Raw genomic sequence first — 16766 nt, forward strand, 5'->3', positions numbered from 1 at the left:
TACCGACTAAGCTTACTCCCTCACTGGCGCCAGCCAGCGTTTGGCTTCTTGCAGGCTCATCCCTTTACGCTGTGCATAGTCTTCTACCTGATCAGCTTGTACTCCTTTGACAGGAAAATAACGTGCTTCGGGGTGTGCAAAATACCATCCACTCACGCTGGCCGCCGGATACATAGCATAACTTTCCGTAAGGCGAATACCAATATGTTCCTCTACAGAAAGTAGTTCCCAAAGAAGCCCTTTTTCGGTGTGTTCTGGACAGGCAGGATAACCAGGTGCTGGGCGAATGCCTTGATATTTTTCGCCAATAAGTGCATCGTTATCGAGTTCTTCTTCTTCCTGAGCGTAGCCCCATAACTTACGACGAACACGAGCGTGCATCATTTCCGCAGCAGCTTCTGCTAAACGATCCGCCAAGGCTTTAAGGAGAATAGCATTGTAGTCATCGTGATCCGCTTCGAAACGAGCAATATGGGCTTCAATACCGATACCAGCAGTGACGGCAAAGGCCCCTAAATAATCTGATTTGCCACTAGACTTTGGTGCCAAATAATCAGTTAAACAGAGATTGGGGCGCCCTACTGCTTTTTTGGCTTGTTGCCGCAGGTGATGTAAAGTTGTTATTACTTGATCTGCATTGGCAGGATCGTAAACCTCAATATCGTCATCATTGATCACATTGGCAGGAAAGAGGCCGACAACCGCTTTGGCCTGAAGCCACTTCTCGTCAATAATTTGCCGCAGCATGGAGCGAGCATCATTGTAAAGGCGTTTTGCTTCTGCACCTACAATCTCATCTTCGAGAATAGCAGGGAACTTGCCCGCCAACTGCCAGGAAGCGAAGAAAGGTGTCCAATCAATATAATTACTGAGTTCTTCCAGGTCAATATTGGCAAACACTTGTACTCCTGTTTCCTTAGGAGCTATTGGCGTGTAAGCCTCCCAATCCAACTGAAGTTTATTGGCACGAGCTTCTGTGATAGGCAAGTATTTTTTGTGGCTGGTTCGCCCGGCTCGCTGATCTCTAATCTGCTGATAGGATGCCTGGGTATCCAGTACAAAGTTACTGCGTAAGTTTTCATCCTCGCCCAACAGTGAACTGACTACAGCTACTGCTCTTGAAGCATCTAGCACATGAATAACGGGGCCACTGTACTCAGGCTCGACCTTCACTGCCGTATGTGTTTTAGACGTTGTTGCACCGCCAATAAGCAAAGGCATTTTGAATTCCAAACGTTCCATTTCCTGCGCGAGGAAAACCATTTCATCCAAGCTTGGCGTAATCAAACCACTGAGGCCAATTACATCCACACTGTGTTCGCGGGCAGCTTTCAAAATGAGGTTCGCAGGGACCATTACTCCGAGGTCAACAATATCGTAATTATTACAAGCCAGCACAACACCGACGATGTTCTTACCGATATCATGCACATCGCCTTTCACTGTTGCCAACAAAATTTTCCCCTTCGAGCTTTTTGCACCTTCGGTCTTTTCAGCTTCAATAAAGGGTGTGAGGTGTGCCACCGATTTTTTCATTACGCGGGCACTTTTCACGACCTGTGGCAAGAACATTTTACCGGCACCAAAAAGGTCACCGACAATATTCATACCATCCATCAAGGGGCCTTCAATAACATGTAATGGCCTATCATAGGCTAGGCGAGCTTCTTCTGTATCTTCAATAATGTACTCTGTAATTCCTCTTACCAAGGCGTGACTCAAGCGTTCCTGCACGGTACCTTCTCGCCAAGCTAGATCTCGCACGACCTGTCGGCCACCATCTCCTTTTACACTTTCTGCGAAATCGGTTAACCGTTCGGTAGCATCCTCTCTGCGATTAAAGAGGACATCTTCTACCCTGGTAAGCAGTTCCGCAGGAATCTCTTCGTATACTTCAATCATGCCTGCATTGACGATCCCCATGTCCATTCCTGCTCGGATAGCATGATAGAGGAAAGCGGCGTGCATGGCTTCGCGTACAACATTGTTTCCCCGATAGGAAAACGAAACATTACTTACTCCTCCACTGACCTTAGCTCCTGGGCAACGTTCCTTGATTTGGCGGGTAGCTTCGATAAAATTGATGGCGTACTCATTGTGTTCTTCGATGCCCGTGGCAACCGCAAAAATATTGGGATCGAAAATGATATCCTGGGGTAAGAAACCTACCTTATCTACCAGGATTCGGTAGGCACGTTCGCAGATGTTCACTTTCCGCTCGATGGTATCGGCCTGTCCATCTTCATCAAAGGCCATTACCACGGCTGCTGCACCATATCGTCTCACTAGGTTGGCTTGCCTAATAAATTCAGTTTCGCCCTCTTTCATACTGATAGAATTGACGATACACTTTCCTTGAACTGTTTTAAGGCCAGCTTCGATGACGTCCCACTTGGAGGAGTCGATCATAATAGGGAGCTTGGCGATATCGGGTTCAGCCATTACCAGGTGGAGGAACTTCACCATTGCGGCTTTACTATCCAGCAGGCCTTCGTCCATATTGATATCAATAACCTGCGCACCTCCTTCCACCTGATGACGAGCTACATCCAAGGCAGCAGTGAGGTCTCCTTCCTTGATCAGACGAGCAAATTTCTTAGACCCGGTGACGTTGGTTCGTTCTCCTACATTAACAAAGTTGGTATTAGGACGAATGATGAGGGGCTCTAGTCCGCTCAGCATAGTGTATTCAGAAGGAGCCGCAGGTTTTCGGGTGGGCAGATCGGCTACTCCGGTAGCCATGGCAGCGATATGCTCGGGGGTAGTGCCGCAACATCCGCCAATAAGGTTGACGAATCCACTAGCGGCAAAATCGCGAATATATGCCTTCATCACTTCAGGGTCCTGATCGTACTCTCCAAATTCATTGGGTAAACCAGCATTCGGATAAGCGTGGACAAAACAGGATGCTACCTTTGAAAGAGCCTGTAAATGAGGCCGCATTTCTTCAGCACCAAGGGCACAGTTGAGACCAATACAAAGTGGCTGAGCGTGCATGACCGATATCCAAAAGGCTTCTACTGTTTGGCCCGAAAGTGTCCGACCACTGGCATCGGTAATGGTGCCTGAGATAATGATGGGCCAGCGCTGGTTCCGTTCTGCAAAGATGGTCTCCAGTGCAAAGAGTGCTGCTTTGGCATTGAGGGTATCAAAAATAGTTTCTACCAACAGCAAGTCTGCACCACCATCTAGTAAACCATTGATTTGCTCGCTGTAAGAAGCGACAACTTCATCAAAAGTAACAGCACGATAGCCGGGATCATTTACATCGGGAGAAAGAGACAAGGTCTTATTCAGTGGCCCTATAGCCCCTGCTACAAAACGGGGTTTAGCCGGGTTTTGGGTCGTATAATCAGTTGTGGCATTCTTAGCCAATGTAGCGGCGGCTTTATTTAGCTCATATACGTAGGCTTCGGTACCATAATCTGCTTGTGAGATACTCGTGGAATTGAAGGTATTGGTTTCCAGAATATCGGCTCCAGCCTCCAGGTAAGCCCGATGAATTTCTTCCACAATGGCCGGTTGGCTTAGGCAGAGGATGTCATTATTACCCTTCATATCCTGCCCCCAATCTGCAAAACGAGTGCCTCGGTAGCCATTTTCATCCAACTTATAACGTTGAATCATGGTTCCCATCGCACCGTCAAGGACTAAAATTCGTTCTTTTAGTGAATCAGTAATATCTTTCATAGCAGGAAACAGTAATAATTAGTAACTTTATGGCGAATTTCAGGTCCAACTTTATCAGGAGTTAAACTCTGGTAAAGTTGTCAAACAAAGGTAAGGCAGAATGGGTTGATAAAAGTCACCTTCTGGAAACATTAAAAAAAATTACCTTTGTATGCAACTAGATTAGGTCTAAGTCGTATATAGACTTAGCTTTAAATAGTAGGTCAAAAGAGAAATTTTAAGAGCAACGACCCTACTTGAGCTTTGAGAGGTTATGGAGCGCCCACTATTATACCCTTTCGCTGGGCGCTCCCACATTTTGTTTTTTTTGCGAACGAACAATCCCATGTTAAAAAGAAGCTTACCCTTACTAGGCCTTTCTATCTTTTTGCTAGCTGCATGTGCTAATGAAAAGACTGCCGACCCGTTGGACGTAACGCTACAGCGTACGATGCGTAGACTTTCTCCTGACCAAAGTCTCGATTATTACAAAGTTCCTCATCACGAAGATTTAGAAAATATTCCCGCTGGCATTGGTAATACACTTACCCATGAAAAAGTGATATTGGGTAAAATGCTCTTTTTTGAGACTGCTCTGGGAATTGATGCCGTTAATGAATCAGGGATGCAGACGTATTCTTGTTCCACTTGCCATGTTCCTGAAGCCGGATTTACGCCTGGCGCTAGCCAAGGCATTGCCGATGGTGCTGAAGGTTTTGGCATCAACGGAGAAGGACGAGGAATGCGTGACGACTATACCGAAGATCAAATTGATGCCCAAGGAGCCCGCCCACTGAGTATGGTGGGTGTTGCTTACGTACAAAACTCTATGTGGGCCGGCCGATTTGGTGCACGATTCAATAACGAAGGAACAGAACACCTCTGGGGAGTAACTGACCCTACAACAGAGGTTAACCATACTGGTCTTGACGGACTGGAAGCACAAAACATCGAAGGTACTCATACTCACCGGATGCGGGTAGATGATTATATTCTGGATGAACTAGGCTATCGTGAGATGTTTGATGCGGCTTTTTATGACTGGCCTGAAAATGCTCGTTATGGAAGAGAAGCATTGAGCTTTGCTCTTTCTGCTTATATTCGTACGCTCATGCCTTACGAAGCGCCTTATCAGGAGTGGCTTCGTGGCGATGAAGACGCAATGGATGAACAAATGAAGCGGGGAGCACTATTGTTTTTCAGTGATGCTGGTTGTTATCGCTGTCATAATGGCCCTGTTCTGAACGGAAATATTTTTCAAGCAATAGGTGTCAATGATCTTTGTGATGTAGGCGGTCTCGCAACCGGAGAAGATGACGAACGTAACCTCGGCCGCGGAGGGTTTACGCTTAGAGATGAAGACATGTACGCCTTCAAAGTGCCTCAGCTCTACAATCTTAAAAAAGCTGGTTTTTATTTTCATGGAAGTAGCCATACTTCCCTGCGCTCTGTCGTAGAATACTTCAATAATGGGGTACCTGAAAATCCACGTGTGGATCCTTCTTATATTTCTCCTTTCTTCCACCCACTTAACCTTTCAGAGAAAGAAGTGGAAGATCTTACCCATTTTATCACCCATGGTTTGTATGATCCTAACCTGAGTCGGTATGCTCCAGAGGAGGTGCTTTCTGGCAATTGCTTCCCTAATAATGATGAATTATCACAGCAGGATCTAGGGTGTAACTAGGGTGCGGTTTTGGTGCGGAGTATGGCTCCTTACCTTTCGTGCGGGGTGCGGAGTGCGGAGTGCGACTTTTGGTGCGGGGTTTTATTGTTCTTCAAGACAGATTATAGAATCAGCGTTTTTTTAGTTCTCACGGGTATACTTAGCAGTAAGACATTCTCTTGTAAGAAAAATTAAAGCTTATGCTAAGGATTCTACTTTTGCGCCTATTGATTATCCTTTTCTCGGTTATTGGGCTTCTTTTTACATGGATTCTTGGGTTCGGGTTAATGAACTACAGCGTAGGAGACCATATCAAATGGTCAAACCATCTGCCCGTTTTCCTTGCCGTGATCGGAAGCTTCTTATTTGCTGTTATCCTTGGGAATAAGCTCAGAGAAGTGCTACGTATCTCTCAATAGATCAATATTACCTGCACTGCATGTATGTCTCCCACTCTGGAGCGAAGTCGTGGATAAAATCGAAGATTATTTTTTGGTATTCAATGGGTCTAACGAAAACGTTGTTGCCATGAGAAGCACCCCAATCAAGGTGATAAAAGCGATATCTCCCGGAAGGCAAAGCAGCTGCAACCTTGACCGACTGAGTAGATGCCGTTTCCGTATCCGCCTGTGAATGAAGCAGGAGTACTGGTTCTGAAATGGCTTTTGCTTTTAACAGTGGGCTGGCTGCGGAGGCATCCGTGCCTGTACGCCAACTGACGATCGTCCAAACGGTGAGCTTCATCCAGGTGACCCAGCTGCCGTATATGCGTTCCGCCCGCTCAAAGACGGCGGATTCCCAATCTTGGAAACTAGACTCGGCGATGATGAAGGCCACGTCTTCTTTGTCTGCACCAGCCTGAAGTACTGTTGACCCTCCCCAGGATTCGCCCATCCAGGCAATTTGTGTCGCAGGCAAGCCACTTTTTTCTTTCAACCAAGCCGTAAGTACGAGAAGGTCTTCGGCCTCTTTGGCGCCGCCTGTTGCATAGGTGCCACCACTGGCTCCGTGGGCACGATGATCATAAAGTAAGATGTCACAGCCACAATTATAAAGGAAGGATGCGTATTTAGCCATACTGAGTCGGGTGCTACCATAACCATGAGAGATAATGAAAGCACAGCGGGACGTATCCTGGGTAAAATAAGTACCAGTCAGCTGTAAGTCATTGGCCACCTTGACGGTAATTTCTTCTCCGAGCGGGAGTTTTTGTCGGAAGGTATCAATATCAATCCCCGCGCGAGCCTGCATCAGGTTGCGTACTTCTGCATTCGTTCGGCGAGGTGGGTAAACAACGAGGCTTGATAAATAATAGGCCAAGCCTAGATATGCGATGATGACAAAAAGCAGGAGGCCTAGAATAAGTTTTTTCATGGAGGGCTAGTTTATTTTTCGCTTCACGGCTATTACGTGACTCATTTAGAGCAAACGTATCAAAAATTACATAATGGAACACAGATTAAACGGATTAAACAGGATTACCTTGTGGTGATGACCTGCGGTGATCGTCACTGCGTTCCTCGGAGTTGTCGTTCCTCCTCAGAGTTTTCACAGGCTTATTTTTTTAAACAGTGTCGATCCGATCCGTTTAACCCGTTCGATCTGTGGCCCATCCTACCCTAAGGGATCGGCGAAGAAGCTGCGACATTAAGCGCCTGTTGGGGATGGCTTGCGCAAGCTGCCTGGAGGGTGCGAACGCAGTGAGGAGCCGCGCCCCATAAAAGGGCGGGGCGGAGCAAAGCGAACCCCGGAAGGGAGCGACCCGTTAGGGATGCGCCCAAAAAAGTACTAAGTACGTCGTAGAGGGTATAGGGATTAGCGTCCCTTAAAGCATGTGACATATCCTCTGCTGCCAAAAACAGGTAAAGTGAAGCCTTTTATTGCTTGATAAACTTGATGATTTCAGGTTGCTTGTTGGGCAAAGTGTATCGGAGATAGTAGGCTCCTGCGGGTAAGTGTTGGACGGGAATCTGGGTGTTTTTTGAGAACGCTGTAAAGGACTGGATTAACTGACCATGGGCGCTCCAGATTTCTATTTCCAGTTGGCCTTTATTGGCATAAGGACTTTGTAGGTTGAGTTCATTTTGTACAGGATTGGGCCAAATATGGAGTGGAAGAACCGAGGGTGCGCTGGTGGTACCAACCACAAAATCGAAGGGGTTGCCGCAAGGTGATTGTTCAGCAAAGCGGGCATAGTTGAGGATACGAAAACGAAAGCCTCCAATGGTCGTATTCTGGTAGTAAGGCCCACTGTAGAATGCGAAAAAATCATCGCCGGGTAGGGCATCAAACAAGGGGATGGCGCAGGCTTCATTCCCTAAAATAAAGGGCGCTCCCAAGCGTTTGGCGGGTTGCTCACAAAAATAGCGACTCCCTAAGGTCAGTACTTGCCACAGGTCAGGAAGGTTGGCATCGGCGATGAGCTCGCCGGGCTGTTTATCGAGATAACTCAGCTGCTCCCAAGGCAAAAAAAGCGTATCTGGCTCAGCGTAAAGAAAGACCGTATCTGTGTTGGCAGCAGGCCCCGACTGGTAGACTTTCTGATCGCTGGAAAACGCAAAATAACGAATGGTATTGCCGCTGAGCCAGCCAGCACCTGTGAGGGTGTTTATTTTTTCGCGATACTCATGATAAAAAGCGTCCTCAGAAAGGGTGGTATTGACGGTGAGGAGGTGTAGTTCATCATCCGCTTGCAATTGAAAAATACTTTGCCGGTCAGGGTTTTGGAGACCTACCTGGGGGGTACTCATACCAACCAGATCAATACGCCCGGTGGAAGTGCCCAACCAGTGGAGAAATACACCTTGAACCAAGCCGTAATTGCGGCTGATCTGCAAAGGAGGCTCTTCATAGAGTGGCACGAGTTGCCCGTTTTCTTCTTTGGTATAGAGCCCAATGGTTTTGACAGAATCCATTAAGCCCAATACGCTGGCCCACTCCAGGTTATCTACTTTTGCGTAAATGGAGTCGTTGCCATCAACGGTAGCTAGCCAAGAAGACCCCAATAAGGACCCAGGGAAAAGTTGTAGCCACGAGGGCTCTTCGTCTGAGCCAAGGTTTAGGGATGTTTGCCCTACCGACTGGCATATTTCACTACCGATAAAGGCAGGTACTTTAGTGAGGCAGGAGGAGTCTCCGCTGGGAATATCTGGCTGTAGTGATTCGTACATTACCTGGCAGGCCGCTCCGCCCAAGCGAATGCCAAGAAGGGGCGAAGTGTAGTCCGTGACAGGAAGATCGTGTCCGTATAGATACTGTACTCCTGGACGAAATAGCTGGTAGGCATATTGGGCGCAAGCACAATTGATGAAGAAGAAACTTACAAAAATGATCATCAATAAACGCATAGGGCAGGATTTGGGGAATAATTATACCCGTTATGCAATGATTTAGGATATGCTCAACCGCTGCGTGCCGGATATATACTTCACCAAGCCGAAATTGGTGAATTTTGTCTTGGCGAAGTATAGCGACGCCGGATAAATAACTGTCAGATTTCCAAGGAGTGATTTTGGCTTTACTCTTCGTTGAAGAACCGCCTCCCTTAGCTATGGCTAAGGTCGGGAACCTTCGCCTCGATTAAAGTCAAAATCGCTGACCTATTAAACCCGACACTTATTTATCCGGCGTCGCATAGTTATACGTTAAGTAGATCGTGCTTGTTGCGAAAATTGGCAAGGATGATCCTAGCACTAGCCCTTTACAGCCTCTATCGCGAACACCATAGGGAGCTTCCCTTCAAAATCTTTTATTTGAAATCCGTTTTCTGTTTTAACCGTTTTGGCGAAACAATCGTAAGGAGAGTAATCGTGCTCTGAGAAATGAGTAATCGTTAGTCCAGCATTGATGAGTGCCTGAATAACATCTGCCAGGCTATGATTCCAATAAGCTGAAGCATGTACTTTTTCATCTTCGGGAGCCGCATAAGAACCCTGGCTATCCTCGATGTAGGCAGCGCGGTTGAAGTAAGGATATTGAAAATGGGTGAATTCATCATCGAACATCCAAACCACCGGGTGAAACTCGGCGAATACAAAACGTGCTCCGGGTTTCAGGAATTTGGCGATCAACTGGCCCCAGCGAGAAAGCTCGGGGAGCCAGCCGATGGTTCCGTAGGAAGAGAAGATCAAATCGTAGGATTGCTGTAAATGTTCGTCGATAGCCAATACATTGCTACGGATAAAAGTAGCAGGCAAGCCGGTCTGTTCCTTTAGTAGATTGGCTTTTTCGATAGCAACATCCGACAGGTCTATACCGGTAACGATGGCTCCCATACGAGCGAGCGAAAGGGTATCTTGGCCAAAGTGGCACATAAGATGAAGTGCTTGCTGGTTGCTAAGGTCGGTACCAAGAATGTCGAGTTCGATGGCATTTAACGAATTTCGTCCAGCGAGAAAACTGGGGTTGTCGTAAAATTCGGAATCGAAATGCTGCTCTGCGCGGTGGTTCCAAAAATTGCGGTTGATAGCTAGGTAGTCAGACATGGGTTTATATTTTAATTCGCTTTGCTCGATATACCGTAAAAATAAAGGAAGANTTCCTCTTGACAGGAATCTTTATTTGTTTTATTTTAAAAAACACAAAACTTTTTATTATTTTTACACCAGAGAAGTTATTCTGACCGATTACTTCTCACAATCAGAGGTCACTACCCCTGCATGGTCAGCAGGAATTTCAGCGGTTTGTTTTTTTTATGCTGGATGCTCTCTCTTCGGGAGCATGTGGAGGAGGTATGCCTGTACTCACCGAATGGTGAAAAGGGCGATACGGCGACTCAGGCAGGGTGGGACCCCCAACCCTGGTTGGGGGAAATATAGCCGCTCTCCAAAAAACGCTCGAAAAGGCATCAGAACCCCCTTATTTTTTCAAAATTCCACCCTTACGTTTACCCGCACATTACGCCCTTCTTCATCGGCATAATACCGTAATCGGTTCAGGTAATCCCGATACCGCTCATTGAGCATATTCCTCACCTGTATACTCAGGTGCAAGGTATTACCCGACCAGCTCAGTGCGCCCCCTACACTTGCATCCAATAGAAAATAAGCGGGTGGCGGTGCCAGAAAATCCTGTGTAGACAATAATCGGGTTTGTTCAAACACGTAGCGCCCACCAAGGGTGACTTTTGGCTCCGTAAATTTCTTGACATCATCTCCTTGCCAGCTGACCTCCGATTGTATCCGATCGCTAGGCATATATACCAGAGGCTGTTCCCGGCTACGATCATAGCCTCTCACCATCGCGTATTGGGCTTGCCAATGCCAATGAGTGGCCCATTCATAGCGTGCGCTCACATCAACGCCTGCAAGGCGCGCATTCGTCTGTTGGTAGCCAAACACAGGGAAAGCTCCACGGATGGTTAGGCGCGTTTCTTCCTGAGGTTCCAGAAAAATAAAATCACTCACCAGCTGATAATAGGCTGTCGCTTCCAGCCAAAGGTCATCTGCCAACTGCAGGCTATTGGTCCAAATGCCTTTTACAGATAACTCAGGCTCCAATGCTGCATTGCCTTCCTCTATACTGGCTACGCCCTGGTGCAAGCCCTGACTATACAGCTCATTCACCTCTGGTGAACGGCGTACTGCGCCTATATTAAACTTACTCAACCAGGTTTTGCTAATTCTATATTGCCAGCCTGCTGACGCCGAATAATTATGAAAACGATGGCTGAAACGCTCCACTCGCCGCGGCAAATCCTGGGTGATCGTTGCTACCTCCATCGCAACAAAATCATAACGTCCCCCCAGTTGAAACGACTGCCGATCGTGGTGCAATTGCCATATAAAATACAAAGCTGGCAAATGACTATTATAATCAGGAATAAGCGGTAGAACGCCCGTCCCCGGCTGGTTATCATTCTCATTAAAACGGTATTGCATGCCTAATTTCTTAGTAGCATGCCCTGATTCATCCTGCCAATTCAAGTCAAAAAAGTGCGACTGCAAAGCCAGGTCTAGCGCTGCTTGGTCAGATCGGTCTCCACGACGTACATCAAATTCTTCCCGCCGGTTTAACTGCCCGGCGTAGGTAAACTCCAGCGAACGGTTAGCCTCTAAGTAGTACTTGCTCTTGTATTTCAGCAGATGATGCTGCACCCGTTGGCGGGGTTCTTCTAACTCATACGAAAAATCGGGCTGGGTAAAGAATGGCTCCTGTCTGCCAATAGCCGCGTCTAAATCCGTTGTATTGGCAATGTGTGCTCCTCTCAAAATCCCCAACTCCGTATTGAAATAACTGTAGTAAAGGGTATGAAACCAGTCTTCTTGAATCGTTTTTTGTAGCTGCAAGGCTACATTACGCTCACGCACCCCCGTATTGCGCAAAAAATAATCTGGTGTATGGTGATCTCCTCCTTGCTTAAAAGTCCCTATCACCCGCCAGTCGGCCCAGCTGCCTTTTTTCTCCAGGCGAGTAGATACGGTATGCTGCCGCCCATTACTTCCAAATACATACTGGGCCGCACCATGTAAGTGAGGATCTTGCGGAATATTCCCCGGCTCTACGAGTACTGCTCCGCCCAGCGTGTTGCCACCATAAGCCAGGCTTTCTACACCTTTGACAACCCTTATCTTATCGGCCGTAAAGGGGTCAATTTCCGGAGCATGATCTACGCCCCATTGCTGCCCAGCCTGAATGATGCCGTTATTCAATATCGCTATCCGGTTGCCGGTAAGGCCGTGTATAACGGGCTTCGCGACCCCGCTGCCATTGCGGATCACACTCAGGCCAGCAATATTCTCAATAAGATTCGCCAGGTTTTGCCCAGCACCTTGCTCCAATGCTTGCTTTCCCAGCGTCTCTTGGCTCTGGCCGGCGTTGCGCTGTTGTTGCCCTACCACTTCTACACTCTCCAAGAGCGCAGCCTGGTGCTCCAAGGCTATATTAAGTATCGTGTCTCCTCGCAACTCCAGAAAAACACGCTCCGGATGGCAACCCAGGTGGCTGATACTAAGGTGGTAGTCTCCAGCACAAAGGCCTTTCAACTCAAAACGACCATCATCATTTGTAGAACCCCCCTCCCCTATCTCTTCTATGTAGATATTCGCAAAAGCCAAAGGATAGTCTGGAGAGTTATCAAAAACCATCCCAGACAGGGTCAGCGAACAATCTTGCGCTTGTCCAGATTGCCCATAGAAAAAGCCCAGCAACAGGAGTAAGATAATTTTTTTCAATCCAAATCTATTTGAGATCAGAAGGAGTTGATGCCATTTTAGGCACCAACTCCTTGACCGAAAATTACTGTATTGTAATAGGAAAAACCACTTCGATATCCGTCTCACCACCAGCATTGGTAATGTCGCCGTCTTTCACACCTACAGCATCCTTACTAGGCTCGTGGCGAAGAATCACGGTCAAATCACCACTGCTACTTGCACCACAGGCATAGGTAGTAGCCAGGCCAAGAGGGTTACCGTCAGCATCCTGGTCAGCATAGCTCACCACAAGGTCCAGTCCTCCTGTTATTGAAAAGAAAAACTGGTGCTCTTCCTGTTCTTCTTCAATCTCTTCTGTTATGTCTTCCGCTGGGGTCTCACTCTCGTTTAGCAGCGTGATTGCAGCATCATAGGTCGTATTGGCAGCCAGTGTACCTCCCGTAATCGTTGGCGCTATTGCACCATCACCATCCGGATCAGAAAACACCAAACTTACCACATCACCACCGCCTTGGGGCGTCAGCTCAACTGTCAAAGTTGTAATCAATTCTTCCACAACAGGGACAAACACATCATCATCTTCACATGAAAAAAATACCGTCGCAACGGTCAAAAAAGCTAATACTGAAAATTTATGCAGAGACATATTATTGTTATTTAAAAGTTCATTTGGGGCCTCCCTCCCTAGGGTCGGGCGCTATGTTTCGTAGTTCGTTCTTCACTCAGCCCTACGGGCCTGCCCCTCAAACGGGGCAGCTACTGCACAGCGCTAGGCCGACCTAACAGATAGAGACTCACACAATCAAGCTGCCTAGCTTACCGCAGCAACCACATCGTAGCCGCGAAGCGAAACTTTAGACAGCTTCAATATAATTTTGACTTTAGACAGATAATTATAGCAAGATGAAGGAGCGTCAGTATTGCGCAGAAAACAAAATGCGATTTCTCTTAGGTTTTTCAAATAGTTAAAACACTTTAAATGAACCGTTTATTCAACTATTGTGAAAAAAAATCGCTTTTTATTTTCGTGCTGTTCCTTAGTCCTGCCTAAAGAAAAGAAGGAACACCAACGAGTACGCTTCCTCTACATACCATGTAAGTAGGAGCTACTTCAACTTGCTTTTACCACTTTAATGGGTAGAAAAGAAATCAGGCTGCAATAGGTGGGCCTCGGGCTGGCGCCATCTGAATAGCAGGTCGCTCATTTAGCCCCCGGTAGTAAAACCCTCTGAAAGAAGGTTGCTGGGGCGCATCGAGAAGCAATTGTTTTAAAGAAAAAGAAAGGGAAACCAATAAGGAGTGAGACCACTGGCATTCCTGCTCAGCATGACTCAAGTGTGTCGGGTGATCACATCCATCGGTTACACCTTCATGAAAAATGCTGCGATGACAGGCATCTGCTTCGTCAGCGGCGGTATGTTGCTCTTCCTGCTGATGACTATGTACCAGAGGATGATAAACCAACTGCTGAAACTGCCCCAACAAAAAAGGCAACAGGCAGCACCCTACAGCTACTAAGCGTAGAAAGGAAACACCAGCTCTATTTTGTTTTTGCAACATAATTGCAAATATAACATACCTGTTGAACTTTTGTTGCCTGGTGCAGAAAAAGTGCTACTCTTCGTGCCAAACCCCATCTGCCATCTTCTCTTCCTTTACAATCTCTTTCCAGGCTGCCCGTACATCCATCGTTGCTTCTGTTTTAAAAAATATATAGCCAGGGTCTCTCGCCAGTGGATGTTCGATACTATCGACAAAAATCATCTCTGCAAAGAAATTTGACGTTGGGTGCCATTCATCATAGACCTGCAATTGGTGGTCGAAGTCTACGTTTTGTGGTATCCACATCGTGAAACTGGAACTAAAGCTGAGGCATTCTGGCAAATCATATTCCTCGCGATGAAAATTCAGCACACCGGCCTGCCCATAATTATCCGCATAAAGCATGGTCTTGCTTTGTTGTTCGGGGGTAAGCTGGTGATAATAAGCAGCCACTTTAGCAGGCAATTCGTCCCAGCCGTGCATATCGGCAAAGTCTTGAGGCAGGGTGCGAATTACGCCATCCTCCCATCGCAAAGGGGTTGTGAGTCCATAATTATCTCTAAAGTAGGTGCAATAGGCTTGCATTTTTTCTACCGACATCACGGGTAACCCGTAAGGAATAATCGGTGCATTTAGCAACAGTATTACGGGTAGCAAGGTCCAGGTGTAGCGGCCCAACCAGCGTTCCCACATTACACCACCGGCTGCCAATAGCATACCATAAGCTCCAATCGTGTAATAGGCTTTACCGCTTAGCAGTAACAAAATGGTTAGTGTAAATAGGAAAGCCCACCCCAAAAGGCGGTAAGGTGCTAACCGCTTTACCCGAAAAAGAGCCCACAAGCCTACGCCCCAAACAATCACTCCGCTCCAATGAAACAGCAGCTGAGGCAGTAGAAAATCAGCGGTCGTCATGTACACCAATTGGGTTCGGGCCAATTCTTCCATGTGCCGAATCACCGGCCAGTCATAGCTGTATTGCCAATACAGATTTGGACCAGCGATTAATAAGGCTAAACCTACCGCTAAATAAGGATGTGGACTGAACAGTTGTTTTCTTTCCTTGCTAATGACAAAAGCGGCGGCCAGTGCCAGTAAAAAGAAAACGATAGAATACTTCGTCAGAAAGCCCAATCCAGCTACAAGCCCTAAAGCATACCAATGGCCCGATCCCTGGGATTTAATAATTTTGACCACCAGAAAAGCCGACAGCAACCAGCAAAATTGGTTGAAACTCACCGGCTGAAAAAGGTTATTGCTCCCCAAGTAAGCAGGCGACAACAAAAATGCGGCGCCGGCAACAAGCTGGGCTTGCTTGCGCCCTCCAAAGTCACGCGCCATTATTCCGACTATAAAAATCGATACTGCCCCCACCATAGCCGGCAAAAAACGAACAGCAAAAATAGTATCTCCCAGTAGTCCGCGAGCCACCTTACCCAGCACTGCAATCATTGGTGGTACCTCCAGGTAACCCCACGCCAGATGGTCACCTTCTGCCAAATAGAGGTACTCATCACGGTGTAAACCATAAAAATCGTGCGAATAGTAATGCAGCAATAACTTCAGAATAGCCAGGGCCAGCAAGCCTTGCCAAAAAAGCCGGGGAGTGGTACGCTGGGCGTCGGTCATGGTGTTTTTATTTTAAAGATAGCAAAGATGGCGTCGCACCCCTATGGAGATCGGTTTGATGGTTGATGGTTTGATGGTTTGTTGGTTAGATGGTTGTTTGTTAGATGGTTTGATGGTTTCGCTAGTAGCTTCAAGCGTATCTGAATCTAGCGTTTCCTATAGGCGGAATTTACGAATTTCAGCCGTCGCAAAACATGCCTAAACAACCTCGTGCATCAAGCCTCCCTTCCCCTTTCAAACACATCCCGAAACGAAGCCATTTTTGACAATGGGAAGGGCCGGGGATGGGGCTAAAGATCGGTTAGATGGTTGATGGTTGTTTGTTTGATGGTTGTTTGTTTGATGGTTGTTTGTTTGATGGTTGTTTGTTTGATGGTTTGATGGTTTCGCACAACAGAAACGTGGGAAATCAGAAACGTGCGAAAAGCAGGTCTTCTTCCAGGCCTAGCTGCGCTGTTAATTCTCCTTGCTTGTTCCAGGTGGCGGAATTGCCCGCTCCTACGAAATCATCTGCAGGGCCGACATTATTGACCATCAAAACGGGGATGGCGTTTTCGCGGGCGATGGTAGCTAATCGCTGGTGTACATTGGCTACTCCGCTCGCTGATTTGGCCACGCTGGCCAGGTATATTTCGGCCCCTTGCGCCATTGCTTCGTCAGTATGCTCAAGGATGGAAAGTTCATAACAAATTGCGAAGGCTACCTTTCTACCATTTACCAATAGGCTCGCAAAATTCTGCCCGCTCACAAAATACGCTTCTTCATCTTGGTGCAAGTACTTTTTGGAATACACCTGCCGCGCTGCCATTGGCTGAAACAGTAGCAGGCTGATACAAACACCAGCTTCCTGCTGGGTAGGCACACCCACGCCAATCACCATTCGGTAATGGTCACTGAGCTGCTGAAAAATATTCAACCTGGGGTCATCTTCGCCAAAGGCCAGTTCCCTGGCCAGTGTGGGCTCATACCCGGTAAGCGACAATTCCGGAAAGATGATCATTGACGACGCCTCGTTGGCAGCCCGTTTAATGAATCCCAAGTGTTTACGCAGGTTTGCCTCCACATTGCCTGGTACCGATTGTATTTGAGCTAGTGCTATTTTCATG

Annotated in this window: 11 protein-coding genes; 2 read left to right on the top strand and 9 right to left on the bottom strand. The window is 47.2% G+C overall.

Annotated elements, in window-relative coordinates; genetic code table 11:
* Nucleotides 1-12 precede the first annotated feature (12 nt).
* Nucleotides 13-3690, bottom strand: coding sequence for a methionine synthase (metH, locus tag A3EU_RS0106545; RefSeq protein WP_020535334.1), 3678 nt, complete (start codon nt 3688-3690; stop codon nt 13-15).
* A 325-nt stretch (nt 3691-4015) separates the two neighbouring features.
* On the opposite strand from metH, the gene A3EU_RS0106550 reads away from it, so the two are divergent.
* Together A3EU_RS0106550 and A3EU_RS0106555 are read left to right on the top strand one after the other, a co-directional pair.
* Complete coding sequence (locus A3EU_RS0106550; protein ID WP_026211256.1) at nt 4016-5356, top strand: cytochrome-c peroxidase; 1341 nt, start codon at nt 4016-4018, stop codon at nt 5354-5356.
* A gap of 179 nt (nt 5357-5535) precedes the next feature.
* A complete protein-coding gene (locus tag A3EU_RS0106555) occupies nt 5536-5754 on the top strand; it encodes a hypothetical protein (protein ID WP_020535336.1) in 219 nt (72 codons plus the stop codon).
* 7 nt (nt 5755-5761) lie between these two features.
* On the opposite strand, the gene A3EU_RS0106560 is transcribed toward A3EU_RS0106555, so the two are convergent.
* The 8 genes from A3EU_RS0106560 to A3EU_RS0106595 form a co-directional block, all read right to left on the bottom strand.
* Nucleotides 5762-6709: an alpha/beta hydrolase gene (locus A3EU_RS0106560; protein WP_020535337.1), complete on the bottom strand. Its 948-nt coding sequence runs from the start codon at nt 6707-6709 to the stop codon at nt 5762-5764.
* A 503-nt stretch (nt 6710-7212) separates the two neighbouring features.
* Nucleotides 7213-8682 carry a T9SS type A sorting domain-containing protein gene (locus tag A3EU_RS0106565; RefSeq protein ID WP_020535338.1) on the bottom strand — a complete coding sequence of 490 codons (1470 nt, stop codon included), beginning with the start codon at nt 8680-8682 and terminating at the stop codon, nt 7213-7215.
* Between the two features lie 345 nt (nt 8683-9027).
* A complete protein-coding gene (locus A3EU_RS0106570; protein ID WP_020535339.1) occupies nt 9028-9819 on the bottom strand; it encodes a class I SAM-dependent methyltransferase in 792 nt (263 codons plus the stop codon).
* 381 nt (nt 9820-10200) lie between these two features.
* Nucleotides 10201-12507, bottom strand: coding sequence for a TonB-dependent receptor (locus A3EU_RS0106575; RefSeq protein ID WP_020535340.1), 2307 nt, complete (start codon nt 12505-12507; stop codon nt 10201-10203).
* A 64-nt stretch (nt 12508-12571) separates the two neighbouring features.
* Nucleotides 12572-13135, bottom strand: a complete 564-nt coding sequence (locus tag A3EU_RS0106580; RefSeq protein WP_020535341.1) for a hypothetical protein — start codon at nt 13133-13135, stop codon at nt 12572-12574.
* Nucleotides 13136-13638: 503 nt separating this feature from the next.
* Nucleotides 13639-14049 carry a hypothetical protein gene (locus A3EU_RS0106585; protein WP_020535342.1) on the bottom strand — a complete coding sequence of 137 codons (411 nt, stop codon included), beginning with the start codon at nt 14047-14049 and terminating at the stop codon, nt 13639-13641.
* 54 nt (nt 14050-14103) lie between these two features.
* Complete coding sequence (locus tag A3EU_RS0106590) at nt 14104-15660, bottom strand: ArnT family glycosyltransferase (protein ID WP_020535343.1); 1557 nt, start codon at nt 15658-15660, stop codon at nt 14104-14106.
* Between the two features lie 409 nt (nt 15661-16069).
* On the bottom strand, nt 16070-16765 hold the full coding sequence (locus A3EU_RS0106595) for a carbon-nitrogen hydrolase family protein (RefSeq protein WP_020535344.1): 696 nt from the start codon (nt 16763-16765) through the stop codon (nt 16070-16072).
* Between the last annotated feature and the right edge of the window lies 1 nt (nt 16766).

Source organism: Lewinella cohaerens DSM 23179 (genome assembly GCF_000379805.1).
Classification (GTDB): domain Bacteria; phylum Bacteroidota; class Bacteroidia; order Chitinophagales; family Saprospiraceae; genus Lewinella; species Lewinella cohaerens.

Excerpts from the sequence above, each read along its gene's own strand:
- metH (WP_020535334.1), bottom strand. The coding sequence starts at position 3,690 with ATGAAAGATATTACTGATTCACTAAAAGAACGAATTTTAGTCCTTGAC.
- A3EU_RS0106550 (WP_026211256.1), top strand. The coding sequence starts at position 4,016 with ATGTTAAAAAGAAGCTTACCCTTACTAGGCCTTTCTATCTTTTTGCTA.
- A3EU_RS0106555 (WP_020535336.1), top strand. The coding sequence starts at position 5,536 with ATGCTAAGGATTCTACTTTTGCGCCTATTGATTATCCTTTTCTCGGTT.
- A3EU_RS0106560 (WP_020535337.1), bottom strand. The coding sequence starts at position 6,709 with ATGAAAAAACTTATTCTAGGCCTCCTGCTTTTTGTCATCATCGCATAT.
- A3EU_RS0106565 (WP_020535338.1), bottom strand. The coding sequence starts at position 8,682 with ATGCGTTTATTGATGATCATTTTTGTAAGTTTCTTCTTCATCAATTGT.
- A3EU_RS0106570 (WP_020535339.1), bottom strand. The coding sequence starts at position 9,819 with ATGTCTGACTACCTAGCTATCAACCGCAATTTTTGGAACCACCGCGCA.
- A3EU_RS0106580 (WP_020535341.1), bottom strand. The coding sequence starts at position 13,135 with ATGTCTCTGCATAAATTTTCAGTATTAGCTTTTTTGACCGTTGCGACG.
- A3EU_RS0106585 (WP_020535342.1), bottom strand. The coding sequence starts at position 14,049 with ATGTTGCAAAAACAAAATAGAGCTGGTGTTTCCTTTCTACGCTTAGTA.
- A3EU_RS0106590 (WP_020535343.1), bottom strand. The coding sequence starts at position 15,660 with ATGACCGACGCCCAGCGTACCACTCCCCGGCTTTTTTGGCAAGGCTTG.
- A3EU_RS0106595 (WP_020535344.1), bottom strand. The coding sequence starts at position 16,765 with ATGAAAATAGCACTAGCTCAAATACAATCGGTACCAGGCAATGTGGAG.